This window comes from Dinghuibacter silviterrae (assembly GCF_004366355.1).
GTDB lineage: Bacteria > Bacteroidota > Bacteroidia > Chitinophagales > Chitinophagaceae > Dinghuibacter > Dinghuibacter silviterrae.
The window spans coordinates 1,770,765-1,796,636 of record NZ_SODV01000001.1; the positions used below are offsets into that span (position 1 = coordinate 1,770,765).

Here is a 25,872-nt window from a genome sequence, read left to right on the forward strand (position 1 = left end):
GAACCAATCGTAGTATATGACCGATATTAAAGTCCCTGCAGTAGGGGAGTCCATCAGCGAAGTTACTTTGACGAAATGGGTGAAACAGACAGGCGCCTATGTAGAGCGGGATGAGGTGATTGCCGAGCTGGAAAGCGAAAAGGCCACCTTCGAGCTCAACGCCGTCGAGGCAGGTGTTTTGCAGACGCGCGTAGGAGAGGGGGAGACGGTAAAAATTGGTGCGGTTGTGGCGCAGATTGATGAGAAGGCGGCGAAGCCGGCGGGCTCCGCTGCTGCGGCTGCGCCCGCCGCTGGCGCCGCTGGTTCTGCCGCCGGCGCCGCCACTGCTGTTGCGAGCGCCGCCCCTGCGGCCGTCGCGGCCCCCGCGGCCGTCGCCGTCGGCAAAGGCGTCCTCGACATGAAGGTCCCCACCGTCGGTGAATCCATCAGCGAAGTCACCCTGGTCCGCTGGGTCGCCGCCGAAGGCGCCCTGGTGCGCAGGGACGAGGTCATCTGCGAATTGGAAAGTGAAAAAGCCACCTTCGAGCTTAACGCTGAGGAAAGCGGGAAGCTGAGCCACGTGGCGAAAGAAGGAGACGTACTGAAGATCGGCGACGTTGTTGCCAAGATAGATACTGATGTGGCGGTGCCTGTGGCTGCCGCGGGCGCTGCAGCCGGTGCCGCGACCGGCACCGCTGCCAAATCCGCCGCCCCCGGTGCCACGGCCGCCGGGACGACTGCTGCCGCCGGCGCAACCGCCGCCTCTGGCACCGCCTCCTCCAACGGCACAGACGCCAAAGCCACCCCCGTGGCCGCCGCGATCATGGCTGACAAAAAGGTGAGCCCCTCGGACGTCACGCCGACGGGTTTCCAGGGCCGCATCCTGAAGAGCGACGTGCTCGAAGCTCTCGCCCATCCCGGTAAAAAGCCCGGCGCTGCTCTTTTTACGCGCGATGAGCGGAAGGAAAAGATGAGCAACCTGCGCAAAACCATCTCCCGCCGCCTGGTCGAAGCTAAAAATACCACCGCCATGCTCACCACCTTTAACGAGGTGGACATGACGCGCATCAACGAGGTCCGCGCCAAATACAAAGACAAGTTCAAAGAAAAATACGGTGTCGGCCTCGGCTTTATGAGCTTTTTCACGAAGGCCGTTTGTTTTGCCCTCCAGGAATGGCCCGCCGTCAACGCCTATATCGACGGCGACTCCATCATCTACCACGACTTCTGTGACATTTCCATAGCCGTCAGCACCCCCAAGGGGCTGGTGGTCCCCGTCATCCGCAACGCCGAAAGCCTCGGTATGGCCGGGATCGAAGCCAAGGTCGTCGAACTCGCCACCAAGGCCAGGGACGGCAAACTCAGCATGGAAGAGATGACAGGAGGTACGTTTACCATCACCAACGGAGGGGTTTTTGGCTCGCTGATGTCAACCCCCATCATCAACCCGCCCCAGTCCGCCATCCTTGGGATGCACAAGATCCAGGAACGGCCCATGGCCATCAACGGCCAGGTGGTCGTCCGTCCCATGATGTACATCGCCCTGAGCTATGACCACCGTGTCATCGACGGCCGTGAATCCGTCAGCTTCCTGGTGCGTGTCAAGGAATTCCTGGAAAACCCCGAGCTGCTGCTGATCGGGAAGGATCCGGTGAAGACCCTGCTCGAACTATGACCCGTTATGACTACGACCGGTACGGCCACCGTTATTCCGGTATCCGGCAAACGGACCCGCACATCGCCGCCCAGATCCACGCGGCCCTGGGCGACGCCCGGACCGTGGTAAACGTGGGCGCCGGGTCGGGATCGTACGAACCGGCGGATCGCTATGTCATCGCCGTGGAGCCCTCCGCGGTCATGCGCGCGCAACGGAAGACGCCTGCCATTGCGGGCACCGCCGATGCCCTTCCCTTTGATGACGGTGCTTTCGACGCGGCCATGGCCGTATATACCGTGCACCATTGGCCGGATATGGGCAAAGGTCTGCGCGAACTCCGCCGCGTTACCCGTGGCCAGGTGGTCATCATGACCTCCGATCCCGAGGCCCTGGACCAATATTGGAACATTCGTTATTTTCCCGAAGTCGTGGCCGCCGAAAAACGGCGGTATCCACCGCTCGATTTTCTACGCACGGCCCTGGGCGGTCGCGTGGAAATCCGGGATATACAGATCCCCCTCGATTGTATCGACGGTTTTCAGGAGGCTTTCTACGGCAGACCGGAAGCCTTTCTTCAGGAAGAAGTCCGCAAGGCCCAGTCGGCCTGGGGATTTGTACCGGCGGAGCAGCACCCCATTATCGTGCAGCGGCTGGCGGATGACCTGGCTTCCGGCGAATGGGACCGGCAGTATGGGCATTACAGGACACAGCCCACTTGGGTGGGGTCGATCCGGCTCGTGATAGGGCATTAGAACGCCGCCATCTGCGTTGAGGTAAAGCCGTAGACCTCACCCAGCAAAGCCCGGACCTGCGATTCCTGGGTCGTGTTTCCGACAAAGTTATACAGATTGTACCCCACCATGGTTTCCAACTGTGCGATCTGGACGTCGGTAATAATCCTTGACGCAACGGTTTCATACGACAGCCCGCGTATAAACCCAAGCGCTGTGGATACGTCCGCCATAGCAGCCTGCATTTGGCTGGAGGCGACCGCCGCGTCGGCCTGGTTAAGCTCGTGCAGGGCGGCCGCAGCCTCCAGTTGTTCGAGGGCCGCCAGGATCGCGGAAACCTGGGTTTGCTTGGTGCCATAGTCTTTATGGGTAATGGCCGCCCGCCCGGTGAGAAAGGCCGTCATGAGGGGGGTACTAAAGGCTTGTCCCTTGTCGATCAGGTTGGAGAAATTACCGATATACCGCACGCCCTGGACATAATTGGGAAAGCCATTGGGCACGCCAAACAAGCCAAAGGCCTCGTCCCAATGGTGTTCCATGGCCGTGCCATAGCCCGGGACCACGGTGGAATTGTCGATGCCGTTGGCGACTGAATCCACCAGGTAACGGTCGATGCTGTACGTCAGGATGCCGCTGATCAGCGTGCCCTGGATCAGGCTGCCGTACACGACACCACCGGGAGAAAAGAGGTACCCGCCCGCCCGGCCGGCAACGCCATTGGAGGCGGTGGCCGTGGAAGCGCTGTACAGGGCGATGCTGTCGGTATATGCCTGGAGGTCCGCGGCGGCCGCGGTACTGGTATACGCGGAAACGTGACTAAGGATGTTTTGTAACACCTGTGCGCTCACCACCCTGCCGGACGTATTGGCGGCGTTGACGTTGTTGCTCAAATTGTCCAGGGTATCCAACACGGCCACCTGGGCGCTGTCGTTGACATTATTGAAAACATAGGTGGCCGGCGGGTTATAGGTCGACCAAATGGGGTTTGGCTTGACGCAGCTACCGAACAGGATAAGGGCGATCAAAAGGACGGCTTGGTGTGTCTTCATACCGAAAGTTACGAATAGTTCCTGTTACAACAGCCTGGTGGCCACCTCCTGCCAGTTATTGACCCTTTCGTAGGCCGTTTCCAGCACATTGTGGTGGGCGGTGTACAAATAAGTCCTGGCGTCTTTGAGGTGGATAAAGTTCCTGGACCGGTCGTCGATCATCAGGTCGGTCTGGACCACGCTTTTGTCCCCGCACAGGCAATATTGCCGCCAGTTCAGGAACGGGAAAAATTCATCCAGCCATTCCACCTTGTCCTTGAGACTATTGGGGAATTCCATGGCGGCCGATACGATAAACACCTCGTATCGCTTGTTGAGTTCCCTGACCACGTCGATGGCATCGGGAAAAGGTTCCAGGTGTCTGAAAAAGCCCGGGGTGTTCAGGAACCTTTTTACAACGCCCGCGCGCTCCGGTGGCACCGCCTTCCCGAAATCCTTGGCGTGCAGCTCTTCTTCCGTCAATGCCTGACCGAACTCCCGTTCGTACCAACGGTTGATCTCCTTTGTGGTGTCGGCCATGGTTTCATCCATGTCGATCGCTAATGAGCGTTTCATGTGGCAAAGTTCCTTAATTTGGCCCAACTATTTCACGCAACCAATGGGAAAAATACTGATCGTTTGCTTGTCCTGCCTGCTGCTCAACCAATATACCACGGCACAGCGCGCGTCCATCTACCACAAGGGATGGATCGACCTCAATAAGAACGGGAAGAAAGACATTTATGAGGATCCCACCCAGCCCATCGATGCGCGCATCGACGATCTGCTCGCCCAGATGACGCTCGAAGAAAAAACGTGTCAATTAGTCACGCTGTACGGATGGAAGCGGGTGCTGAAGGATTCGCTGCCCACGGCCGATTGGAAAAACGAATTGTGGAAAGACGGCATCGCCAATATCGACGAACACCTCAACGGGTTCCCTTATTCCTATAAAACCCAATACCAGATCCCGATGGTCACCGACGTTGTCGCCCACGACAAGGCGATGAACGAGGTACAGCGTTTTTTTATAGAAGACACACGGTTGGGGATACCCGCAGATTTTACCAACGAAGGGATCCGCAACGTAGAAGCTTATATGACCACCGGTTTCCCCACCCAACTCAACATGGGTATGACCTGGGACCAAGACCTGGTACACCGCGAAGGCCTGATCGAAGGCCAGGAGGCCCGGGCCCTGGGATATACCAATGTGTACGCGCCGATCCTGGATGTTGCCCGGGACCAGCGCTGGGGCCGGTTGGAAGAAGTCTATGGCGAAGATCCCTATCTCGTCGCAAGGCTGGGGGTCGCCCTCGCCACGGGCATGCAGGATCACTACCAGATCGCCGCCACCTGCAAACACTTTGCCGTGTACAGCGCCAACAAAGGCGCCCGCGAAGGCATGGCCCGGACAGACCCCCAGGTCGCGCCCCGGGAAGTGGAAGACGTGTTGCTTTATCCCTGGCGGAAAGTCATCAAGGAAGCCGGCATCCTTGGGGTGATGAGCTCCTACAACGACTATGACGGGGTTCCCGTTTCCGGTAGCAGGTACTGGCTGATCGACCGGCTCCGGGTTGACTTCGGCTTCAAAGGGTATGTCGTTTCCGACAGCGACGCCCTCGAATATCTTTTTTCCAAACACCACGTGGCGAAAGACCTCAAAGACGCGGTATACCAGGCATACATGGCCGGGATGAACGTGCGCACCACCTTCAACAAGCCCGACAGCATCGTCTACTACCTCCGGGCGCTGGTACGCGAGGGGACCTTGCCCATCGACACCCTGAACAACCGTGTCAGGGATGTGCTCCGGGTCAAGTTCCTGGTGGGGATCTTCGATCATCCTTATGTGGAAGACTTTGACGCCGCCAGGGCCACCGTCGCCGCACCGGCCCACCTCGCCACCGCCCTCCAGGCCAGCCGCGAAAGCATCGTCCTGTTGAAAAATGAAGACCGCGTCCTGCCGCTGTCCCCGGCGCTGCACACGATCGCCGTGATCGGGCCCAATGCGGACGACGACGACTACGCACACAACCAATACGGACCGACCGGTAACAAGAGCGTCTCGGTGCTGCGGGGCATAGAGGCGCTGCCGGGGCTCACCGTCCATTATGCCAAAGGGTGCGACCTCGTCGACGCCCACTGGCCCGAAAGTGAAATCCTGCCAGAGCCGCTCACCGCCTTGGAGCAGGCGTCCATCGATAGTGCCGTTGCCGTGGCCCGTTCATCCGACGTCGCCATCGTCGTCCTCGGCGGTAACCGCCCTACCGCAGGGGAAAGCAAAAGCCGCACGGACCTCGATCTGCCCGGTCACCAGCTCGACCTCGTCAAGGCCGTAGCCGCCACCGGCAAACCCGTCGTCGTCGTCCTGATCGGCTCACAGCCGATGACCATCAACTGGATCGACCGGTACATCAAAGGCATCGTCTACGCAGGCTACCCCGGTGACCAGGGTGGCACCGCCATCGCCGAAGTCCTTTGGGGCAACTACAACCCCGGTGGAAAGCTCACCCTCACCTGGCCCAGGTCCGTGGGACAGTTGCCTTATAATTTCCCCTCAAAACCTTCTGCCGAATCCGATGCCGGAGAACACGCCAAGATCAAGGGGCTGCTCTACCCTTTTGGGTACGGACTCAGCTATACACAGTTTACCTATAACCACCTTGTCATCCAACACGCCGGCGACTCCCTACGCATAAGCGCGGACGTCACCAACAGCGGTGACCGGGAAGGCGACGAGGTCGTGCAACTCTATACCCGCGACGACGTCAGCAGCGTGACGACCTACGAGAAAAACCTCCGGGGTTTTGAGCGCGTTCACCTCCGTCCCGGCGAAACCAGGACCGTTCACTTCACCCTCGTCCCCGACGACCTCAAGCTCTGGAACCGCGCCATGCAACACGTTGTAGAACCCGGTACCTTTACGGTGATGATCGGGGCTTCTTCTTCGGATATCCGGCTTAAGGGCTCATTTACCATCACCGAATGAGCCGCTGGACACGATACCTGGAAAGGGCCTCCCACGTGATTGGGACGTACCAGGGCGACACGCCGCTGGCACCCGTCCTGAAAGACTACTTTCGCGGGGAGCGCCAGATGGGATCGACCGACCGGCGCATCGTTTCCGACCTGGTGTATAGCTTTTACCGGCTCGGTTGGGCCGTACGCGAGCTTCCCCTGGAGGAGCGGTTGCTCCTGGCGTATTGGTTGACGCGCACCGCGTCCTCGCCGTTGTTAGCGGCGCTCCGCCCGGAGTGGGATGCCCTGGTGGGGCTGACGCCGTCGGAGAAGGTGGCCGTGTTCGACGCGCGGGCGGCCCCCGGGCCTGCTTTTCCGGACGGCATTTTCCCCTGGAAAGACGCGCTCTCCCGTGGCGTCGACCCGCCTGCCCTGGCGCTTTCACACCTGCAACAACCGGATTTTTATATCCGCGTCCGGCCAGGCCGCCTGGACGATGTCATGGCCGCGCTGAAGCGTAACGGGATCCCGTTCGAAGTAATCGACGGGCCGGCAGGGGCGCCGGCCCTCCGCCTCCCCGCGGGCGCGTCCCTTCAGGACCTTCTTCCCCCCGACGTGGATTACGTGGTACAGGATCTGAGTTCGCAACGCGTTGGTACGCTGTTGAGCCCGGTACTCGCCGCGCCGGGCGGCGCTCCCCGCGTCTGGGACTGCTGCGCCGCCAGTGGCGGGAAGTCCATCATGGTGAAGGACCTTTACCCCCGCGCACGGCTAACGGTATCGGATATACGCCCCTCGATCCTCCACAACCTCGACCGGCGTTTTGCCGCCGCCGGTATCCGGTACGAGCAGGCCCTGGTCGCCGACCTTAGTAAACCCGGTGCGGATCCCGGCGTCTTCGACCTCGTTCTCGCGGACGTTCCGTGTACGGGTTCGGGCACCTGGTCCCGGACGCCGGAGCAGCTTTATTTCTTCGATCCGGAAAAGATCTGCGAATTCGCCCGTCTTCAGCGCGCCATTCTCCGCCGGGTCGCCCCCGCTGTGGTGCCCGGGGGATACCTGCTGCTGATCACGTGTTCGGTATTTGCGGAGGAAAATGAAGGGAATGTCGCCTTCCTATTGCAGGAGGGACTAGAGCTTTGCCAGCAAGAGGTCTTCAAAGGCTATGGCCAGGGGGCAGACACGTTGTTCGGGGCATTGCTACGCAAGCCCGCACGGGTCTAAGCGTCGGGGTGCCCGCCGGGCAATCCCGCTGAGATGCGGCCCGCTCAATTGTGCTGCAGCATATACTGCGTCACCCCAAACCCCTCGTAGTGACCCGGCAAGTCCGGGGTCACCGGTTGGAAATCCCAGAAGATAAACGTTTTGTACACCAGGCCTATGCCCGCTCCGTACACCTCAAAGGCCAGGGACTTGTGGGCAAACACGGAATCGTTGGGCAGCGGAACGTTCATGGAATCGTTGGCTTCCTGCACCGTGATGGAATTGGGGACGGTGATCTGGCCGATCTGGTAGGGTTGGCCGATGTTGGCGTAGTTGAATTGCCATCCTTGCAGTTCGTTTTGTGAGGTGAGGTTCCCATAAAAGGTCTGAAAAGGATCGTCCCCTAAGTAGCTGTCCCCATACCACGTCAGGTTGGTGGTAAAGGGTTCGGTGAGCTTGATAAACCTCAGGTTGTTTTCATCCACCTCGATGGTATTGGCGGTAGGCGTCACCGTATAGGTGATGTCGTCCTGCCAGGGATTCGCCAGCAGGGTATCGGTCAGGAAACGGTGTACCCGGTACATCGTGCGCCCCAGGTTGTCCAGGAGGATCCCGTCTACCGTATCCTTGGCGATATAACTATGGATCTCCGAGTTTTGGCCAAAGTTGGTAAACACGAGGGAATCGATGCGGTAAAGAATGTATTTGCCGGTATCCAGCGGATAATAGGTGCTCAGGGGCACCGTGGGATAATGTTCCGTTTTTGAACAAGAGGTGAGCAGAACCACTGCTATAAAAAGCTGGGTATGGATCTTCATGGATCGGTTGGATTTCGATCCTAAGATACAACAAGGTTCCGGGATTTTATACCTTTTGGGTGGCGAAATTGGCCTGCGGCGCCCCAAAGGTGGGCACCTCCGGCCGCTGGATGATCCCGCCGCCGATGACGTCGTCCCCTTCGTAAAAGACGGCGCTTTGACCGGGTGCCACGCCTTTCGCGCCCGCAAAAAAGTGTACCCGGATGCTGCCGTCCGGCCCCGGAAACAGATGAGCGGGGGTGCCGGCGTCCCTATAACGGATCTTGGCGATGACCTCCATACCGGGTTCGACATGGTCATACTTGATCCAGTTCATTTTCCGGACCACCATTTCCGTGCGGAGAAGGTCGTCCTCGTCACCGAGAACGACGGTATTGGTTTCCGGTATGATTTCTACTACATAAACGGGTTTGCCAAAGGTGATGTCCAAACCCTTTCGCTGCCCGATCGTATAAAACGGATAGCCCTTATGGCTGCCTAAGTAGTTCCCCTTCGTATCCACAAAGGCCCCGCCTTCCACCTGTGTTTCGAGTTCCGGCACCTTACGCTTGAGAAAGCCCCGGTAGTCGTTGTCCGGAACAAAACAGATCTCATAGCTTTCGCTCTTCTTCGCCAGTTCCGGGTAACCGAAATCGGCCGCCATTTGACGGATCTCCGTTTTGCGGTAGGTGCCCAGTGGTAACAGGGTCCGGCTCAACACGTTCTGGTCCAGCCCCCAAAGCACATAGCTCTGATCCTTGAGGGGATCAAGGCCTTTGCTGACCACGTATCGCCCGTTTTCCTGGCGGATCTGGCCATAGTGCCCCGTGGCGATATAGTCACATCCGAGTGCGTCCGCCCGTTTGAGCAGCGCCTTCCACTTGATATGCGTATTGCACATGACACAAGGATTGGGCGTGCGCCCGGCGAGATATTCCTCCACGAAATTATCGATGACCGCGTCCCCGAATTCGCTCCGGATGTCCAGCACATAGTGCGGGAATCCATGCTGCACGGCTGCCAGACGGGCGTCGTTAAAAGAATCCAGGTTGCAGCAGCCGGTCTCTTTTTTACTGGACCCTGAAGAGGCATAGTCCCAGGTCTTCATGGTGATGCCGACGACCTCATACCCCTGTTCATGGAGCATCAGTGCCGTAACGGTGCTGTCGATGCCGCCACTCATGGCCACCAATACTTTGCCTTTCCGCCTCGGTTCGTTCGTTTCCATACTGCCCGCAAAGGTACGATTTCCCCCGCATCCCATAGAAAGGGGGGATTTCCGGTCATAAAATACCCGCTTTGTGGCATTGACAACTCCTTGCCGGCTATGTACCTTTGGGTCAGTTTGGATTATTCATGCTAAAATCGAAGGGTTATGATCAAGCTGCAAATTGTAGGAAACCTTGGCCGCGATGGCGTGCTCAAGGAGGTGAACGGTAAGAATGTGATCAATTTCAGCGTCGCGCATACCGAGCGTTTCCGCGACGCCTCGGGGAACCAGCAGGAGCGCACCACCTGGGTGGATTGCTCCTATTGGACGGACAGGACAGGGGTAGCACCCTATCTCAAAAAAGGGACGCTGGTGTATGCCGAAGGAACCCCTACCGCGGAAGCCTATACGGGCCGCGACGGCAACGCCGGTGTAGCGCTCCGGTTGCGGGTATTCAGCCTCCAGTTGCTGGGTCCCAGTCCCCGGAACGAAGGGAATGGTACGGAGGTCGCTGTGGGCACCCAGGATTATGGGGCACAAAGCGGGGGGAGTGGCACAGAGGTGAGTGACGACCTGCCCTTCTAAGCGGCCGCGGACGACTTTTGCCGCCGCGCGCACATCAATCGATTCTACTTTCTTTTCTTTCTCATGTCTAGATTGTCGCGATGGTTGTTCTCAGCCGTCGCTTTTTTTTTGGCCGATCCCTTTTGTTGAGAACTTAAGGGATCGGCCAAAAAAAATCATATGCGTTGCGACCAAGGGGGCTTCGCCCCCTTCGTAATCCCCCTTCGGGGGGGCCGCAAGGCCCGGACCGCAGACGACCGCCGGCAAGAGTGAATGCCGCCAGCAAGGGCCGATGGCGACCGGCGAGCCGGTCGTACAAAACCTTTTAATCGTTTTAGCGGGAAAGTGTACATTGCGGGTACAAATTGACAATGAGCATGAGGGCTATAAAGAGCTTGAACATGATCGCGCTGGCGGCGGCCGCCGTACTGGCGGGTGCCGGGGAGAAAGCGCATGCGCAGACTCCGCGGAGGGCGGTAGACTATGTGAACCCGTTTATCGGAACGGCGGACCATGGGCATACGTATCCGGGGGCGACGGTGCCCTTTGGGATGGTGCAACTGAGCCCGGACAACGGGCGGTCGGGCTGGGATTGGTGTAGCGGGTATAACTATGGAGATTCGGTGATCGCGGGGTTTTCGCACCTGCACCTGAGCGGGACGGGGATCGGCGATCTTTGCGATATTTCTGTGATGCCTTCGGTGGGTATCCTCCCGGGGGTCGACAAGATCACGAGCTCGTTTAGCCATGACCGGGAGATTGCGGAGCCGGGGTATTATGCGGTGTTGTTAAAGGACTTTGGGTTGTGGACGGAGCTGACGGCGACGCCGCACGCGGGGATGCACCGGTATATTTTCCCGGCTTCGGGGAATTCGCAGATCCGGTTTGACCTGGGTTTTGCGGTGAACTGGGATAAGGCCACAGAGGGTTATTTCCGGAGGATAAACGATACGACGTTTGTGGGGTACCGGTATTCGACGGGTTGGGCGAAGGACCAGCGGGTGTATTTCGCGGTGGTACTGTCCAAGCCGGTCAAGGACATGGTGTTGTTTAGCGACAGCGTGCGGGTGAAGGGGAATGAGGCGAAGGGCAGGGATGTAAAGGCTTGTCTGCTGTTTGATACGAAACCGGCGGAAAGGGTCCTGATGAAGGTGGGTTTGTCTTTTGCGGATATAGACGGGGCGCAGAAAAGCCTGGAGGAGATTCCGGGCTGGGACTTTGACGCGGTGCGCAAGATCGCGGTGGATGCGTGGCAGGATGAGCTGGGTAAAGTAGAGGTGTCGACGGCGGATACGCGGCTCAAGCAAACTTTTTATACAGCGCTATACCACTCTTTTGAAGCGCCGGTCACGTTTACGGACCGGAACCTCCGGTACAAGGGGATCGACGGGAAACCGGTCAAGGCGACGGGTACGCGGTATACGGTCCATTCGATCTGGGATACATTCCGGGCGAATAACCCGTTGTTCACGCTTTTGCAGGGGGACCGGGTGCCGGACATCATCAATTCTTACCTGGACTTTTACGATCAGTATGGGTTGCTGCCGGTGTGGGACCTGGAATACAACGAGACGAACTGCATGACGGGGTACCATTCGGTGGCGGTGATCTCGGACGCGATCCTGAAGGGTTTTAAGGGTTTTGACGTGGAGAAGGCGTATACGGCGATGAAGAAAAGCGCCATGCAGGACATCCGGGGCTCGAACCTGTACCGCCAGTATGGATATGTTCCCCAGGACAAGTTGGGGAGCAGCGTGACGATTACCCTGGAGTATGCGTATGACGATTGGTGTATCGCGCAGGTGGCGAAGTACCTGAACCGCCCGGATGACTATACGGCGTTTATGAAGCGGGCGCATTCCTATATCCCCTTGTTTGACGCACGCCGGGGTTTCTTCCGGGCGAAGAATGCAGACGGGTCTTGGGTGGAGCCTTTTGACCCGTATTACTCGGAGCACGACCCGGACAAGGCGATGTACACGGAAGGGAATGCCTGGCAGCACAGCTGGTTTGTTCCGCAGGATCCGCAAGGGTTGATCAACCTGTTTGGAAGCAAGGCGGCCTATATTGGGAAGCTGGATTCGCTGTTTATCGTGCCTTCGGTGCTGAAGGGGGACAATACTTCCCCGGACATCAGCGGGATGATCGGACAGTATGCGCAGGGCAACGAACCGAGCCACCACATCGCCTATCTCTATAACTATGCGGGGGAACCGTGGAAAACGGCGGAGAAGATCCGCCTGGTCACGGACAGCCTGTACAACAATACGCCTCACGGGCTTTGCGGGAACGAGGATTGCGGGCAGATGAGCGCGTGGTACGTGTTTAGCGCGCTGGGCTTTTACCCGGTCAACCCGGCGAGCGGGCAGTATGTGCTGGGTAGCCCGCTGTTTGACCGGGTGACCCTGAACCTGCCGGGGAACAAGACGTTTACCGTCGTGGCGCAGAACAACAGTCCCATCAATAAGTACATTGAAAGCGCCGTTCTGAATGGGAAGAAGTACGATAAGTCGTATATCACCCATGCGGACATCATGAAGGGTGGCGTCCTGGAGTTGGTCATGGGCGATAAGCCGGGTTCCAAGTGGGGAACGGCCGCCGCGGACCTGCCGTCCTCGATGAGCGAGGCAACAGCGCACTAGCCCAGTTGCCCGTGATCCGCAAAACTATACGCCCCCCGCTCGCTGACGATGACGTGGTCGAGCAGGCGGAGGTCAAGGAGGGCGGACGCACTGGTGATGCGACGGGTAAAATCGAGGTCGGCCGGACTGGGTTGTAGGGCCCCGCTGGGGTGATTGTGACAGAGGACGAAGCTGGAGGCGCCGGACTCCAGGGCAACCCGCATGATCAGGCGGATGTCGGCGACGGTGCTGGAGATCCCGCCCTTGCTCAGCCATTCCTCACGGATGACTTCACCCGCCTGGTTGAGGTAGATCCCCACGAATTCTTCCTGGAACCGGTCCTTGAGCAGGGGGCGGAGGTAGTCGACCACCGAGCGGGAACTGGTGATCTTTGTCCGCAAGGGGAGGCCGACGGATTCCCGCCGGCGGCCCAGCTCCAGGGCGGCCTGGATGACGATCCCGTAGACCTTGCGCTCTCCAAAGATTTTCCGGAAACCGTCGAGGCGCATTTTTCCCAACTCGTGGAGGCTGAGGTTGTTTAGTTCCATCAGTTCCCGGGCGAGGTCGAGCGCGGAACGCCCCTGCCAGCCGGTCCGGATAAGGATGGCCAGCAATTCGGTATCGCTCAGGAAAGCCGGTCCGAACCTGACCAGTTTTTCCCGGGGCCGGTCTCCCTCCGGCCAGTCCTTGAGTCTCAAATAACCCATATACATCTGTTTTTGTTTACCTTTGGCGCACACTTGAAATCACTATGTCGGTTACTTCTGCGAAAATCTTTTCGGGTACGGGCTCTCAGTATCTGGCGGAGAAAATCGCCCGCAGCTACGGCTGTAATCTGGGCAGGGTCATTGTTTCAAAGTTCAGCGATGGGGAAATTCAACCGGTTTTCCAGGAGAGTATCCGGGGGGACTATGTTTTCCTGGTACAAGGTACATTCGCGCCCACGGACAACCTGATGGAGCTGCTGCTGATGATCGACGCGGCCAGGCGTGCCTCCGCGTATAAGGTGATTGCCGTGATCCCGTATTATGGGTATGCCCGCCAGGATCGCAAGGATAAACCCCGGGTGGCCATTGGTTCTAAGCTGGTAGCCAATATGTTAGTAGCTGCGGGGGCCGACCGGGTCATTACAATGGACCTGCACGCGCCCCAGATCCAGGGCTATTTCGACATCCCGGTGGATCACCTGGACAGTTCGGCAATATTTATCCCCTATATTGAGCAACTGAAGCTGGAAAACCTTACCTTTGCGGCCCCTGACGTGGGTTCTGCCAACCGGGTGCGGGAGATCGCCAGTTACTTCGACGCCGAGATGGTGATCTGCGACAAGCACAGGAAAAGGGCCAACGAGATCGCTTCCATGGTGGTCATCGGGGATGTGCAAGGCAAAGACATCGTACTGATCGACGATATCTGCGACACGGGGGGAACCCTTGCCAAAAGCGCGGGGCTTCTCATGGAAAAGGGAGCAAGAAGCGTACGGGCGTTGTGTACGCACCCTGTGTTGAGCGGGAAGGCGTATGACAATATCGACAACAGCGTGCTGAGCGAATTGGTGGTGTGCGACACGATCCCGCTGAAACAGCACAGCGACAAGATCAAGGTCATATCGGTCGCCGACCTCTTCGCGGTAGCGATTAGAAATGCGTTTGAGAATAAGAGTATCACCAGTCTCTTTATCCACTCGCAGTTAAAAGAGAAAAGAGCAAAAAGTTAAACAACAATAAAAATGAAGACAATTACAATCGAAGGACAACTGAGGACCGAATTTGGCAAAAAAGCCACCCGCCAGATCCGCTCTCAGGAGCAAGTGCCCGGTGTAATTTACGGGGGTGCTCAGGAGGTGAACTTCACCGTTCCTGCTGCAGAATTAAAACCTGTCGTATACACCGCGGACTTCCAATTCGTGGAAATCAAGCTGGACGGCAAGTCCTACAAGTGTATCATGAAAGACATCCAGTTCGACAAGGTGAGCGACGAAGTGATCCACTTCGACCTCCTGGAGCTGGTCGGTGATAAAAAAGTGGTAGCCACCGTTCCCCTCAAGTTTACCGGTGCCTCTGAAGGGGTAAAGGACGGCGGTAAGCTGGTCACTAAGATGAAGACCCTCAAGGTGAAGGCCTTCCCGAAAGACCTCCGCGAAAACATCGAGGTGGACATCACCAGCATGAAGATCAATGACAACCTGCGTGTCGAGGACGTAAAGGCCCCGAACATGGAAATCCTGAACTCTCCCCGCATTCCCATCGCTTCCGTAGTGACGACCCGCGCCCTGCGCCAGGAAGAAGCTGCAACCGCGAAGAAGTAGTGCCGGACTAAATAACATTCGAAAAAGCGGGCCCGCAAGCCCGCTTTTTTTCCTATAAGACAAGATGGAAAAGTTTCTGATTGCAGGCCTGGGGAATATCGGACCCGAGTATGAACATACCCGGCACAACATCGGTTTCGATGTCGTGGAAGCCCTGGTGCGCAAACACGGGGGGGATTTTTCCCTGGGGCGTCTCGCCGTCCAGGCGGACATCCGGATCAAGGGCAGGACGCTGGTTTGTATCAAACCCACGACCTACATGAACCTTAGTGGTAAAGCGATCAAGTATTGGATGGACCACGAGAAGATCACTTTGCCACACGTCCTGGTTGTCTTTGACGATCTGGCACTGCCTTTGGAGAAACTTCGGTTGCGCCCGGGCGGTAGCGGTGCGGGGCACAACGGCATGAAGGACATAGAGGCCACCCTGGGGACGGATCAGTATCCACGGCTCCGGTTTGGTATCGGGAACGACTATCCCAAGGGGCGCCAGATTGATTTTGTCCTGGGCCGCTGGAAAGAAGACGAACAGCCCCTCGTACAAGAAAAGATTGATTATACCGTCGGTGCCATAGAATCCTTTGTGCTGGAGGGTATCGACAAAACGATGAATAAAGTAAATAATTCGACCTTCAATAGGTAAAGAATTTTTGTTATTTCTTATATTCGCTTTCTGCCCTCTCTCCAATATCCTTATTCGTGCTCATGTGACCCTGAACCATTGAAAATAAACTGAATACACATGAAAATCTTTTGTGTTGGAAGAAACTATGCAGAACACGCTAAGGAATTAGGAAACGACATACCGGATGAACCCGTCCTGTTTATGAAGCCCAAAAGCGCGCTGCTACAGGCGCATATGCCGTTTTATTATCCGGAATTCACCAACGATCTGCACTATGAAGTAGAGCTCGTCCTTAGGGTCTCCAAGAATGGGAAATACATACAGGAACGGTACGCCTCCCGGTATTACAACGGGATCACGGTGGGCATTGATTTTACAGCCAGGGACCTGCAAACGGAGTTGAAACAAAAGGGGCTGCCCTGGGAAAAGGCCAAGGCCTGGGACAACTCGGCGGCCATCGGTACCTGGAAGGATTTGAACGCGGACGCCCACCGGAAACATTTTAATTTTTGCTTATATAAAAATAAAGAGTTGGTACAGCAGGGCAATAGTGGCAATATGCTGTTCAACTTTGACCGAATTGTGGCAAATATTTCCCAATATTTCTCGCTCAATATCGGGGACATCATTTTTACCGGGACACCTCCGGGGGTAGGGGAATGTGTGGTTGGAGACGAACTGGAAGCCTTCCTGGAAGACGACTCCCTGCTAAAGGTGGAGATCAAATAGGAGGGTTGGCGACCCTTTTTTTGTCCGTCCTCATTAACGAATGTTTGTTTTTGCTCATGGTCGACACCGAAATACTTGAAAAGGCCTATCGCCTGATGTGTATGGCCGCTGAAATGGCCGATACCTATGAACGGAACCGGAATATCTGCAAATACGTCCATTCCACCTCCCGGGGACACGAGGCCATCCAACTGGCCACGGCTTTCCACCTCCGGCCGGGGGACTTCGTAAGCCCTTACTACCGGGACGAAAGCCTGCTGCTGGGCCTTGGCTTTACGCCTTACGAATTGATGCTCCAGCTTTTGGCAAAAGCGGAGGATCCGTTTAGCGGCGGCCGGGAATATTATTCGCACCCGAGCTACCGGGGCCCCGACAAACCCACCATCATCCACCAAAGCAGTGCCACCGGCATGCAGGTGATCCCCACGACGGGGGTGGCCCAGGGGATCCAGTACCTGGAGAAGATCGGAGCGGGAAACGGCCCCTCCGTGGTCGTCTGCTCCTTGGGTGACGCCAGCGTCACCGAAGGCGAAGTCAGCGAAGCCTTCCAGGTCGCCGTCCTCAAAAAACTCCCCATCATTTACCTGGTCCAGGACAATCAGTGGGGGATCAGCGTCAGCGCCGCGGAAGCCCGGGCCATGGACGCGTATACGTATGCAGGCGGTTTTCCCGGGATGCACCGCGTCCAGGTAGACGGCACCCACTTTGAAGAAAGCTATACCCTGCTCCGGGAGGTGATCGACCACGTCCGGAGGTACCGGGAGCCCTGGCTGGTCCACGCACGGGTACCGCTGCTGGGGCACCATACCAGCGGGGTGCGCAAGGAATTTTACCGGGATGCGCAGGATTGGGAGGCACACCTGGCACAGGATCCCAGACCAAAACTGAAGACCCGGCTGCAAGAACGGGGTGTGACGGAAATAGCGCTGGTCGAAGATGAAGTTAAAGCAACGGTCGCAAAAATGTTCGCCGACGCAGTAGCCGCCCCGGATCCAGCCCCCGAAACAGTGACGGACCACGTCTTCGCCCCGACCCCCGTCACGGAAGAAACCGGCGACCGCACCCCCCAAGGGGGCGAGCGCGTCATGATGGTGGACGCCGCCCTCCACGCCCTGGAGGAGATCATGGAGGACCACCCGGAGGCCCTGTTGTACGGACAGGATGTGGGACGGAGGCTGGGCGGGGTATTCCGGGAGGCGGCGACGCTGGCCGAAAAGTTTGGGGACCACCGCGTCTTTAATACAGCCATCCAGGAGGCGTATATCATCGGGTCAACCGTGGGGATGTCGGCCCTGGGGTTAAAGCCGGTGGTGGAAGTCCAGTTCGCGGACTATATCTACCCGGGTTTTAACCAACTGGTGACGGAAATCTCCAAAGCGTGCTACCTGAGCCGGGGGAAATTCCCCCAGCAGACCGTGATACGGGTTCCGATCGGGGCGTATGGGGGTGGGGGGCCTTATCATAGCGGGAGCATCGAAACGACGCTGCTCTCCATAAAGGGGATCAAGGTGGCCTATCCGTCCAATGCCGCCGACATGAAGGGGTTGATGAAGGCCGCCTGGCTGGATCCGAACCCGGTTGTCGTGTTGGAGCATAAGGGGTTGTATTGGAGCAAGGTGCCGGGCACGGATGCCGCCCGGCAGGTGGAACCGGCCAAAGATTACATCCTCCCTCTCGGAAAGGCAGCCATAGCCCTGGAAGCGGCAAAAGAAAAGACCGCAAAAGGCGACAGTTGCTGCGTCATCACCTACGGCATGGGCGTATACTGGGCAAAGACGGCGGCGGCTTCGCTGGACGGCAGGGTGGAGGTCGTCGACCTGAGGTCCCTTTTTCCGCTGGACGAGGCCTTGGTGATGGAAAGGGTTAAAAAGCACGGCAAATGCCTGGTCCTTACGGAAGAGCAGGCGACCAACTCGTTTGCCGAGGCCCTGGCCTCCCGGATTTCCCGGGCTTGTTTTGCCTGGCTGGACGCCCCGGTGGATGTCCTTGGCGCCCTGGATTTACCGGCGGTTCCGCTGAATATGGGCCTTGAAACGGCCATGTTGCCGGGGCCGGAGAAGGTCGTTCGCCGTCTGTCCACTTTGTTGGAAGGTTGAAGTTGTCTTGATAAGGCCGATCATCTATAAAATATGCCGATTAAACTCAAATTGGCCCACACTTTTTAATGAGTGCACAACGAAGGGTATCGTATACCATTCATTTTCTTGTTATTTACCGATATTAACCCTGAACTTGATAAATATTAATCATGTGGCCCACGTTTATACGGGCGGCTTTCCATTTGTCCATTTTTGGGTTTTTCCTGCAAATAATATTATCCAATTTACCGTTTGATGTAACACCAAGAACCCATTGATCGTCTTACCCAATGGATCCGGCGATCGTGTCGTTTTTGAGATAAGTATAGTAACAGTATAGCCATTTTTAAACGCGTAAAGCTGTTTATGAAAAACAAAATGATGAAAGGTGCTCACCTCTCAGAGAGGAAGTGCAAAGAGATCATCCGATTGTTCTGCGAGGATCTAACTGCCACGCAGATCGCGGACGTCAGCGGTGTCAGCCGGGTGACGATCAACAATTACCTGAAGCTCATACGGACCCACATTGCCAAGTACTGTGAGGAGTACAACCCCCGCTACCGTATGGCGGGCGCTTTTTCCTTTATGCCCGTGCACGCCGGCGCCGGTCCTACGTTTGCCGAGGAAGGCCTCCAGGAGGATGTGGGTTGGTTGTATGGCATCGCCCGTCACGACAAGAAATTGTTTTGTGACCTGCTCTCCCGCCAGGAATACGAGGAATTGCGCAAGTTAGAAGGGACTCCTGATGACCAGCTCCACGACCTGGGGAACCGCCGCCAGAACCACTACACGGCTACCGCGGACATTTCCGGCTGGAAGCTGACCAAGCTGGTGCCGCCGTCGCTGCAGTCTTCCCTGCAGGACCAGGATGAGTATGACCTGTTCTGGGCGATGACCAAAAGCCGGCTGTCCAAATTCCGGGGTTTGAACCGGAGTACGGCCTACTTGCACGTCAAGGAGTGTGAATTCCGCTTTAACAACCGCGAGGACGACCTTTTTAAACTCCTCACGTTTATCATCCAACGGAGACCGCTACACTACTCGAAAGCGAACGGTGCAGAGTAACGACCGTTAGTTTAGGATAAAAAAAAATAGCAACTTACCCGAGTCATGTAGGATAAGTTGCTAACTCAATTTTCTCATGTCTGCCTCGATGAAGGTGGAAAGTCACCGCTTTCTTAGCAGGGTCAAGATAAGGATTTTCTCGTGAATATCGTGTGGTCTTTTAAAACTAAAGGGCTGCTAAACTATGTCTTGCGTTAAGCAATAGCGCTGAGGCGTATATTTAGCAAAACAATTGCCCATATATGAAAGGATATGTGATCCTGATTGCTTCGGTGGCCGCCCTTGGCGGGCTGCTTTTTGGCTTTGACACCGCAGTGGTCGCGGGTACACTGGACCATTTGACCGCTTATTTTTCCCTGACAAAAGTACAACTGGGCATCGTGGTCGGTGCGACGTCCATCGGGTGTATCCCCGGGGCGTGGATCGCGGGTAAAATGGCGGACGTTTACGGCCGTAAAAAAGTGATGCTGCTGACGGCCTTATTGTACGTGGTCGCGGCCCTGGGGAGCGGACTGGCGGGCAAGTATGGGACGCTTGTTTTCTTCCGGCTGGTGGGCGGCCTTGCGATTGGCCTGGCGTCGACGGTCGCCCCGATCTATATCTCAGAGATCGCACCCGCCCGGACGCGGGGCCGGTTGGGGATGCTGCAACAGCTCGCGATCGTCACGGGTATCCTTGTTTCCTTTATATCCAACTACCTGATCGCCAAATACCATCCGGTGGATGACTGGCGCTATATGCTGGGGGCGGCGGTGGTTCCCAGCCTCGTGTTCTTCCTGCTCCTGCTCCTGGTCCCGGAAAGCCCCCGCTGGCTGGCGCTCATGGGCCGGGGAGACGAAGCCCGGCGGATCTTCGGCAAGCTCGGTACGGAACCGCCGGCGATCGAAGAAGGTTCAGGTCATACGGCCACTCTGAGTGAGGTATTCGCCCCCCGTTACCGCCGGGTAACCGTGATCGGATTGGTCTTCGCGGCGGTTGCGCAGCTGACGGGCATCAACATCATCTTTTATTATGCCCCGCTGATCTTCGAAAAATCTCATACCGGGGGCTCCGCCCTTTTCCAGACCCTGCTCACGGGGATCGTCAACCTGGTCTTTACCATCCTGGCTTTCTGGCTGATCGACCGCGTCGGTCGTAAAAAACTCCTCCTGGTGGGCTCCGCCATCATGGCAACGTGTATGCTTGTCCTGGGCGCCCTTTTCTGGACGAACGCACTGGACAACTATTTCGTGCTGGGCGCCATTTTTTTGTACATCGCCGGTTTTGCCTGCTCCTGGGGCGCGGTGCTTTGGGTATACGTGGCGGAGATCTTCCCCAACCACATCCGGGGTAAGGCAACGTCGGTGGCGGTGACAGGGAACTGGACGGCCAATGCCATCGTTTCGCTTACTTTTCCCTACATGCTCGACGCGCTGAAAGGGGGGCCCACCTTTCTCGTGTATGCGCTCCTCAATGCGGGGATGATCTGGTTCGTGAGCCGTTACATCTTCGAAACGAAGGGGGTACCTTTGGAGAAGATCGAAGAGACATGGTAAGAATAATCGTCGCGTTGCTAATAGCGACCAGCGCGTCTGCGCAGGTACCCACGCCCCAGTGGCGCCCCGTCTATCACTTTACCCCCGAACGCAACTGGACAAACGATCCCAACGGGTTGCTGGTCCTTCACGGCGTCTACCATCTGTATAACCAGCAAAACCCCTACGCGAATGTCTGGGGACACATGAGCTGGGGGCACGCGACGAGCACGGACCTCGTGCACTGGAAGCACCTGCCCATCGCCCTTCCCGAGGGGGCGGACACGACCGAACGCTTTTCGGGCTGTGCCGTGTACGACGCGCACAATACCAGCGGACTTTGTAAAGGGGGGTGTATTGTTGCCATTTACACCGCCGACCAGCCCAACCTGAAACGCGAATCCCAGTACATTGCCTATAGCAACGACGGGGGCATGCACTTCACCGATTACAAAGGGAACCCCGTCATCGACCTCCACCGCAAAGACTTCCGGGATCCCAATGTCAGTTGGAACGAGAAACTGCACCGCTGGCTGATGGTGGTCTCCCTGGTCGACCTGCACCAGGTGCGGTTTTATATATCCCGCGATGTAAAAAACTGGACGGCGCTCAGCGACTTTGGCCCCGCGGGGTACACGGGTTCGGCCTGGGAATGCCCGTTTTTCGTGCACCTGCCCGTGGTGAATAAACCCGGACTTTGGAAGTGGGTGTTGGCGGTCTCCGCCTGGGGTCCGTCGGGTGCCCCCTCCATCCAGTATTTCGTAGGGGATTTCGACGGCAAACACTTTACGACGAAACAATCGTCCGACTTTATAGACAAGGGGAATACGTTTTACGCAGCCATCCCCTGGAACGGCCAGCCGGAGGGACAGAGGACCTTGCTCGGCTGGCTGGTACCGGAGCCAAGGCCGACCTATCCCTGGAGGGGCGCGATGTCCATTCCGAGGGATTTGAGTTTGAGGGAAAAGGAGGGCGTGTATCTGCTTTGCCAAGCGCCTGCAGCGCTGATCCAGGCGAAGCTCGGGGCACCTGCGGTCGACCAGGGGACGCGTCGAGGCGACCTGCGCGCGGCAGCCCCCCGGGGCGATCAGCCCCTCTTTAAGGGCAACGCCTGGTGGCTCACCGCCACTTTCCGTCCGAACAATGCGGCGCGTTTTGGCGTGGTGTTCGGTGGCGGCGTCAGGGTTGGTTATGACCGCGCAACCGCCACGGTTTTCGTCGACCGCAGCCACGGCGACACCACCGGTCTGAGCCCCGATAAACTGATCCAGTCCATGCCCATCGGACCGATTGCCGACACGCTCACAATGACCGTCTTATTGGACAAGTCCATCCTGGAAGTATTTGTAAACGGCCAGGTGTTAACGACCTGGGTGTTCCCCACGGGAGACGACGTGCGCACCTTTGGAAAGGGGGCAGAGCGGTTGCAACTCTGGAATATGGAGAAACTCCCTTAATATTGAGGATGCGTTTGTACACATTGCTGATCGCGCTGTTGCTGTGGGCGGGCAAGGGCCTCGCCCAGATGCCGCCCCCCGAGGCGCCCGTGGCCGACTCGACCATGATCCCCAATTTTACCATCGTCCTGGCGGACGGCAGGCACGTCACAAAGGGTGACCTGGATCCCCATAAGCCCGTGATGATCGTCTATTACTCACCGACCTGCGAACACTGCCAGCACTTCGGCCAGGACCTGGCGGCCCATATCGGGGAATTCAAGGGCGCGCAGATCGTCATGGTGACGTTCCGGCCCCTGAACGAGGTCAAGGACTTCGAGAACATCTGTCACCTCGAACATTCGGGGGTGTACGTGGGCTCGGAAGGGCTGACCTGGGTGGTGCAACACCACTACAACATTACCAACTTCCCTTTTGTCGCGGTCTATAACAAGGACTGGAAACTCAAAGGCGTCTACAGGAACCCGCCGATCCACCTAAGCCTGCTCCGGCGCGGTCTTTTTGGGAAGACGTCTCGGAATGTTGAATAAAAGCGATGTCAGGATCGGAATAAAGAAGATGCCGATGGTCAGGGCGGAAGTGGTGATGTCCGCCGCATGACTGCCCAGGAAGTGGCTGAGCGGGGTGTCGGGGAAAAAGTGCTCGTACAGCGACAAGACCAGCTTTACGCCAAGGATGCCGATCACGATAAAGGCGGACGTTTCCAGGAACGTATATTGCTCCATCAGCTGTACAAACCAGGCCGCGATAAACCGCATCGCCAGGATGCCGATAAAGACACCGGTGCACACCAGGATGATGTTGGGGGAGAAGGCCACGGCGGCAAAAACATTGTCCATGGAAAAGGCCATATCCATCAGCTCCACCAGGGCCACGGTCGCCCAAAAAGTACCGATCCTGCCCACGGTGGCGCGGTAGAGCCAGTTCTTGTTTTTATCTATAAAGTCGTCTTCCTTGTCTTCGGTCTGTTGTCCCTTCCACCAATCCCACACCAGGTATAAGAGATAGGCGCCGCCGACCGGTTTCAGCCACCAGATGCGGATGAGGAAGGATGCAAACACCATGGCTGTCCCCCGGAATACATAGGCGCCCAGGATGCCGTAGCGCAGCGCTTTTTTGCGGTTCTCCGGTTTGAGGTCCAGGACGAGGGTGGCCAGGACGGCCGCGTTGTCCACGGACAGCAGGCTTTCCAGGATGATCAGGTTGCCCACGATGGCGAGCGAGGGGAGAGGGTTTTGAACGATTTGTTGAAGTAAGTCGGAAAAGGTCATATAATATCGGTATTCAGCATGGATTTCAAAATGTTGGCCTGGACCTCAAAATCGCTTTGTTCCAGGAAGTTAATATCGGAAATTTTCCGGTAATATTCCGCGAGCAGGTCCTTCACCGGGACCGGGATAAAGGTTTTGGCGGCCGCGATATTGCTTTCCAGGCGGGTATTCTTGTCCGTGAGTTCCCGGGTGAGGCGGACTTTTTTGGAGGCGCCGCTGTCCGTGTCGAGGCCCTGGAGCTTGACAGGGTCCACGAAAAGGAAGACGTTGCCATTGGCCAGGTAGAGGAAGTGCTTCGCGGCGCCCGAACCCGGCGAGGGGTCCTCGAACTTATACACCTCCAGCACCTGGCTCCCCGCCTTCAGCCCCATCTGAAACGTGCAATTGAAATTTACTTTGTGCAGTTGCCCCATTAGACGACGGTGGATCACCGCATGTGCATTGATATATACCTCGGCCGGATTGTACTGTATGAGCGCCCCGAACAGGTCAGGGGAGATGTCTGCGTAGAAATCCTGCGCGTAGTGTGCGCTAAACGCATTGATATTTTTAGAGAGCGGATAATCGGACGAGTCCGCCGCCAGGACGTCATACAGGCGGCGCAGGGATAAAGAAACCTTGCCCGACTGGGTAGCCTTTTCCTGGTTGAAGCCCGCTTCGGTATACACCGAGCTGCCCAGCCGGTCGATCATCTCGCGGTTGACCCGGATCTCTTCGTAGAGCAGGTTGACGTTTTGTTCGTTGGTCTTTTTGATCTTACGCAACAGGGTGATGACCGTATCGGTAAACTGGACATGGAAAAGCGACAGCTTGTTAATGTCCAGGTCCCGGTTGGTTTCAAACAATTGGTGGATGACCTGCGTCTTGACATATATCTTGTAGACCATCTCGTCCTCGAAGAACGCGGAGAGCAGTTGCAGCTTGCTGATCGTGCCCACCGAGTCGTTCAATATATGCCTGAGGTTTTCGTCCATCTACTTCACATTCGTGACATTCTTTTTCAGTTCCGTTTCCAGGCGTGCCAGTTCCCCGTTGAGGACGACCCGGTTCTGGGCGCCTTCGTCGTGGATGCGCTTGACCTCGTTGAGTGTTTCGATCAGGGAAGTCGTCGTCTTTTGAAGCGTTTCCAGTGACACGACGGTCTTTTCATTCTCTTTGGCCACGTCGATGCTGTTTTGTTTGAGCAGCTCGGCGTTTTTCAGGAGGATGGTGTTGGTCGTCTCGGAGACCTTTTGCTGCATCTCCACGTTGGCCTTCTGGCGTTGCAGGGCAACGGCGATGGTCAGCTGGTTTTTCCAGACGGGGATGGTCGTTGAGACGATCGACTGGGCTTTTTCCGCGATCGTGGTATTGTTGTTCTGCACCAGGCGGATCTGGGGAAGGGATTGCAGCATGATAAAACGCACGGTCTTCATATCGGCCAGGCGTTTGTCCAGGCGGGTGACGTAGTCGCGCATGTCGGCGATCTGGTAGTCCTGGTAGCCCGCGGCATTTGCTTCCATCTGGTCCAACTGGGCCTTTAGCTCTTCGTACTTGAGCTGGGCCGCGATGATGAGGTCCTCCATCTGGTGGACGTAGGCCACATTGTTGTCAAACATCGTCTGGAGCGAGGCGTTGTCCTTGATCGAATTGATCCGGCCGGCCTTGATCTTGTTGGTGATCTTGTCGATGTTGTTAACGACGGTGTCGTACTTCTGGAACAGTTTCTGGACGTCCATCACCACCTTTTTCACAAAGGGCAGGCGGGAGAAAAAGCCTTTGGCGGGGCTTTGGTTCAGCTCGTCGATGTCGATGATCTTGAGTTCCGTGAGCAGGTCGTTGATGAGACCGCCCGTCTCCCCGGAATTAAAGGTCCTCACGGAGGTCAGGAAGTCGTTGCTGTATTTTTCCATGGACCCCTGGAGGTCCGAGCCGTAGTTGAGGATGGAGTTGACGTCCGAAGGATTCAGACCTTTGGCCAGTTCGCCGTACTTCTGGTTGTCGGCGGGGGTGAGGGCTTCGGTGTGGACGGTGCCGTCCTTATCCAGCTTGACCACGGGCATGGCGTTCGGGTCTTGCATATTCGTATCCATAA

At 57.1% G+C, this 25,872-nt stretch carries 23 protein-coding genes; 15 read left to right on the forward strand and 8 right to left on the reverse strand.

Annotated elements, in window-relative coordinates; genetic code table 11:
- Window positions 1-16: 16 nt before the first annotated feature.
- Window positions 17-1,654, forward strand: a complete 1,638-nt coding sequence (odhB, locus tag EDB95_RS07920; protein ID WP_133992377.1) for a 2-oxoglutarate dehydrogenase complex dihydrolipoyllysine-residue succinyltransferase — start codon at window positions 17-19, stop codon at window positions 1,652-1,654.
- The gene (locus EDB95_RS07925) at window positions 1,651-2,388 is read left to right on the forward strand and encodes a class I SAM-dependent methyltransferase (RefSeq protein WP_133992379.1); all 738 of its coding nucleotides are present in this window, start codon (window positions 1,651-1,653) and stop codon (window positions 2,386-2,388) included. Before odhB ends, EDB95_RS07925 begins: the two co-directional genes overlap by 4 nt.
- On the opposite strand, the gene EDB95_RS07930 is transcribed toward EDB95_RS07925, so the two are convergent.
- Window positions 2,385-3,416, reverse strand: coding sequence for a DUF4856 domain-containing protein (locus EDB95_RS07930; RefSeq protein ID WP_133992381.1), 1,032 nt, complete (start codon window positions 3,414-3,416; stop codon window positions 2,385-2,387). The two genes, EDB95_RS07925 and EDB95_RS07930, sit on opposite strands and share 4 nt — an antisense overlap.
- A gap of 24 nt (window positions 3,417-3,440) precedes the next feature.
- A complete protein-coding gene (locus EDB95_RS07935) occupies window positions 3,441-3,971 on the reverse strand; it encodes a 5' nucleotidase, NT5C type (RefSeq protein WP_133992383.1) in 531 nt (176 codons plus the stop codon).
- A gap of 43 nt (window positions 3,972-4,014) precedes the next feature.
- Between EDB95_RS07935 and EDB95_RS07940 the strand changes: the two genes are divergently transcribed.
- Together EDB95_RS07940 and EDB95_RS07945 are read left to right on the forward strand one after the other, a co-directional pair.
- Window positions 4,015-6,387 carry a glycoside hydrolase family 3 C-terminal domain-containing protein gene (locus EDB95_RS07940; RefSeq protein ID WP_133992385.1) on the forward strand — a complete coding sequence of 791 codons (2,373 nt, stop codon included), beginning with the start codon at window positions 4,015-4,017 and terminating at the stop codon, window positions 6,385-6,387.
- A complete protein-coding gene (locus EDB95_RS07945; protein ID WP_133992387.1) occupies window positions 6,384-7,580 on the forward strand; it encodes an RsmB/NOP family class I SAM-dependent RNA methyltransferase in 1,197 nt (398 codons plus the stop codon). Before EDB95_RS07940 ends, EDB95_RS07945 begins: the two co-directional genes overlap by 4 nt.
- 44 nt (window positions 7,581-7,624) lie before the next feature.
- On the opposite strand, the gene EDB95_RS07950 is transcribed toward EDB95_RS07945, so the two are convergent.
- Both EDB95_RS07950 and mnmA read right to left on the reverse strand, forming a co-directional pair.
- Window positions 7,625-8,377 (reverse strand): hypothetical protein, encoded by a 753-nt coding sequence (locus EDB95_RS07950; protein ID WP_133992389.1) that lies wholly within the window; start codon window positions 8,375-8,377, stop codon window positions 7,625-7,627.
- A gap of 46 nt (window positions 8,378-8,423) precedes the next feature.
- Complete coding sequence (gene mnmA / locus EDB95_RS07955; protein WP_133992391.1) at window positions 8,424-9,584, reverse strand: tRNA 2-thiouridine(34) synthase MnmA; 1,161 nt, start codon at window positions 9,582-9,584, stop codon at window positions 8,424-8,426.
- Between the two features lie 147 nt (window positions 9,585-9,731).
- Here mnmA and EDB95_RS07960 point away from each other — a divergent pair, with 147 nt between their 5' ends.
- Both EDB95_RS07960 and EDB95_RS07965 read left to right on the forward strand, forming a co-directional pair.
- Window positions 9,732-10,151 carry a single-stranded DNA-binding protein gene (locus tag EDB95_RS07960; protein WP_133992393.1) on the forward strand — a complete coding sequence of 140 codons (420 nt, stop codon included), beginning with the start codon at window positions 9,732-9,734 and terminating at the stop codon, window positions 10,149-10,151.
- Between the two features lie 356 nt (window positions 10,152-10,507).
- Entirely contained in the window at window positions 10,508-12,772 is a 2,265-nt protein-coding gene (locus EDB95_RS07965) for a GH92 family glycosyl hydrolase (RefSeq protein WP_133992395.1), read from the forward strand.
- Here the strand turns inward: EDB95_RS07965 and radC are convergent.
- Window positions 12,769-13,458, reverse strand: a complete 690-nt coding sequence (gene radC, locus EDB95_RS07970) for a RadC family protein (protein WP_211352060.1) — start codon at window positions 13,456-13,458, stop codon at window positions 12,769-12,771. The genes EDB95_RS07965 and radC overlap by 4 nt on opposite strands.
- A gap of 44 nt (window positions 13,459-13,502) precedes the next feature.
- Here radC and EDB95_RS07975 point away from each other — a divergent pair, with 44 nt between their 5' ends.
- The 9 genes from EDB95_RS07975 (at window position 13,503) to EDB95_RS08015 (ending at window position 23,057) form a co-directional block, all read left to right on the forward strand.
- Window positions 13,503-14,468: a ribose-phosphate pyrophosphokinase gene (locus tag EDB95_RS07975; RefSeq protein WP_133992399.1), complete on the forward strand. Its 966-nt coding sequence runs from the start codon at window positions 13,503-13,505 to the stop codon at window positions 14,466-14,468.
- Window positions 14,469-14,480: 12 nt separating this feature from the next.
- A complete protein-coding gene (locus EDB95_RS07980; RefSeq protein WP_133992401.1) occupies window positions 14,481-15,059 on the forward strand; it encodes a 50S ribosomal protein L25 in 579 nt (192 codons plus the stop codon).
- Window positions 15,060-15,123: 64 nt separating this feature from the next.
- Window positions 15,124-15,702 (forward strand): aminoacyl-tRNA hydrolase, encoded by a 579-nt coding sequence (pth, locus tag EDB95_RS07985; protein ID WP_133992403.1) that lies wholly within the window; start codon window positions 15,124-15,126, stop codon window positions 15,700-15,702.
- A 99-nt stretch (window positions 15,703-15,801) separates the two neighbouring features.
- Window positions 15,802-16,413 carry a fumarylacetoacetate hydrolase family protein gene (locus EDB95_RS07990; RefSeq protein ID WP_133992405.1) on the forward strand — a complete coding sequence of 204 codons (612 nt, stop codon included), beginning with the start codon at window positions 15,802-15,804 and terminating at the stop codon, window positions 16,411-16,413.
- Between the two features lie 5 nt (window positions 16,414-16,418).
- The gene (locus tag EDB95_RS07995) at window positions 16,419-18,509 is read left to right on the forward strand and encodes an alpha-ketoacid dehydrogenase subunit alpha/beta (RefSeq protein ID WP_246073558.1); all 2,091 of its coding nucleotides are present in this window, start codon (window positions 16,419-16,421) and stop codon (window positions 18,507-18,509) included.
- Between the two features lie 348 nt (window positions 18,510-18,857).
- The gene (locus EDB95_RS08000) at window positions 18,858-19,556 is read left to right on the forward strand and encodes a hypothetical protein (protein WP_133992409.1); all 699 of its coding nucleotides are present in this window, start codon (window positions 18,858-18,860) and stop codon (window positions 19,554-19,556) included.
- Between the two features lie 242 nt (window positions 19,557-19,798).
- The gene (locus tag EDB95_RS08005; RefSeq protein ID WP_133992411.1) at window positions 19,799-21,091 is read left to right on the forward strand and encodes a sugar porter family MFS transporter; all 1,293 of its coding nucleotides are present in this window, start codon (window positions 19,799-19,801) and stop codon (window positions 21,089-21,091) included.
- Window positions 21,085-22,527 (forward strand): glycoside hydrolase family 32 protein, encoded by a 1,443-nt coding sequence (locus EDB95_RS08010; RefSeq protein WP_133992412.1) that lies wholly within the window; start codon window positions 21,085-21,087, stop codon window positions 22,525-22,527. Before EDB95_RS08005 ends, EDB95_RS08010 begins: the two co-directional genes overlap by 7 nt.
- An 8-nt stretch (window positions 22,528-22,535) precedes the next feature.
- Window positions 22,536-23,057 carry a TlpA family protein disulfide reductase gene (locus EDB95_RS08015; RefSeq protein ID WP_133992414.1) on the forward strand — a complete coding sequence of 174 codons (522 nt, stop codon included), beginning with the start codon at window positions 22,536-22,538 and terminating at the stop codon, window positions 23,055-23,057.
- On the opposite strand, the gene EDB95_RS08020 is transcribed toward EDB95_RS08015, so the two are convergent.
- From EDB95_RS08020 to EDB95_RS08030, 3 genes are read right to left on the reverse strand one after another with little or no spacing between them, the layout of a single operon-like run.
- Entirely contained in the window at window positions 23,004-23,798 is a 795-nt protein-coding gene (locus EDB95_RS08020) for a DUF475 domain-containing protein (protein ID WP_133992416.1), read from the reverse strand. The two genes, EDB95_RS08015 and EDB95_RS08020, sit on opposite strands and share 54 nt — an antisense overlap.
- Window positions 23,795-24,772, reverse strand: a complete 978-nt coding sequence (locus EDB95_RS08025; RefSeq protein WP_133992418.1) for a hypothetical protein — start codon at window positions 24,770-24,772, stop codon at window positions 23,795-23,797. Before EDB95_RS08025 ends, EDB95_RS08020 begins: the two co-directional genes overlap by 4 nt.
- On the reverse strand, window positions 24,773-25,870 hold the full coding sequence (locus EDB95_RS08030; protein WP_133992420.1) for a toxic anion resistance protein: 1,098 nt from the start codon (window positions 25,868-25,870) through the stop codon (window positions 24,773-24,775).
- Window positions 25,871-25,872 lie beyond the last annotated feature (2 nt).

Coding starts and splice junctions, on each gene's coding strand:
- odhB (WP_133992377.1), top strand. CDS start 17: ATGACCGATATTAAAGTCCCTGCAGTAGGGGAGTCCATCAGCGAAGTT.
- EDB95_RS07925 (WP_133992379.1), top strand. CDS start 1,651: ATGACCCGTTATGACTACGACCGGTACGGCCACCGTTATTCCGGTATC.
- EDB95_RS07930 (WP_133992381.1), bottom strand. CDS start 3,416: ATGAAGACACACCAAGCCGTCCTTTTGATCGCCCTTATCCTGTTCGGT.
- EDB95_RS07935 (WP_133992383.1), bottom strand. CDS start 3,971: ATGAAACGCTCATTAGCGATCGACATGGATGAAACCATGGCCGACACC.
- EDB95_RS07940 (WP_133992385.1), top strand. CDS start 4,015: ATGGGAAAAATACTGATCGTTTGCTTGTCCTGCCTGCTGCTCAACCAA.
- EDB95_RS07945 (WP_133992387.1), top strand. CDS start 6,384: ATGAGCCGCTGGACACGATACCTGGAAAGGGCCTCCCACGTGATTGGG.
- EDB95_RS07950 (WP_133992389.1), bottom strand. CDS start 8,377: ATGAAGATCCATACCCAGCTTTTTATAGCAGTGGTTCTGCTCACCTCT.
- mnmA (WP_133992391.1), bottom strand. CDS start 9,584: ATGGAAACGAACGAACCGAGGCGGAAAGGCAAAGTATTGGTGGCCATG.
- EDB95_RS07960 (WP_133992393.1), top strand. CDS start 9,732: ATGATCAAGCTGCAAATTGTAGGAAACCTTGGCCGCGATGGCGTGCTC.
- EDB95_RS07965 (WP_133992395.1), top strand. CDS start 10,508: ATGAGGGCTATAAAGAGCTTGAACATGATCGCGCTGGCGGCGGCCGCC.
- radC (WP_211352060.1), bottom strand. CDS start 13,458: ATGGGTTATTTGAGACTCAAGGACTGGCCGGAGGGAGACCGGCCCCGG.
- EDB95_RS07975 (WP_133992399.1), top strand. CDS start 13,503: ATGTCGGTTACTTCTGCGAAAATCTTTTCGGGTACGGGCTCTCAGTAT.
- EDB95_RS07980 (WP_133992401.1), top strand. CDS start 14,481: ATGAAGACAATTACAATCGAAGGACAACTGAGGACCGAATTTGGCAAA.
- pth (WP_133992403.1), top strand. CDS start 15,124: ATGGAAAAGTTTCTGATTGCAGGCCTGGGGAATATCGGACCCGAGTAT.
- EDB95_RS07990 (WP_133992405.1), top strand. CDS start 15,802: ATGAAAATCTTTTGTGTTGGAAGAAACTATGCAGAACACGCTAAGGAA.
- EDB95_RS08000 (WP_133992409.1), top strand. CDS start 18,858: ATGAAAAACAAAATGATGAAAGGTGCTCACCTCTCAGAGAGGAAGTGC.
- EDB95_RS08005 (WP_133992411.1), top strand. CDS start 19,799: ATGAAAGGATATGTGATCCTGATTGCTTCGGTGGCCGCCCTTGGCGGG.
- EDB95_RS08010 (WP_133992412.1), top strand. CDS start 21,085: ATGGTAAGAATAATCGTCGCGTTGCTAATAGCGACCAGCGCGTCTGCG.
- EDB95_RS08015 (WP_133992414.1), top strand. CDS start 22,536: ATGCGTTTGTACACATTGCTGATCGCGCTGTTGCTGTGGGCGGGCAAG.
- EDB95_RS08020 (WP_133992416.1), bottom strand. CDS start 23,798: ATGACCTTTTCCGACTTACTTCAACAAATCGTTCAAAACCCTCTCCCC.
- EDB95_RS08025 (WP_133992418.1), bottom strand. CDS start 24,772: ATGGACGAAAACCTCAGGCATATATTGAACGACTCGGTGGGCACGATC.
- EDB95_RS08030 (WP_133992420.1), bottom strand. CDS start 25,870: ATGGATACGAATATGCAAGACCCGAACGCCATGCCCGTGGTCAAGCTG.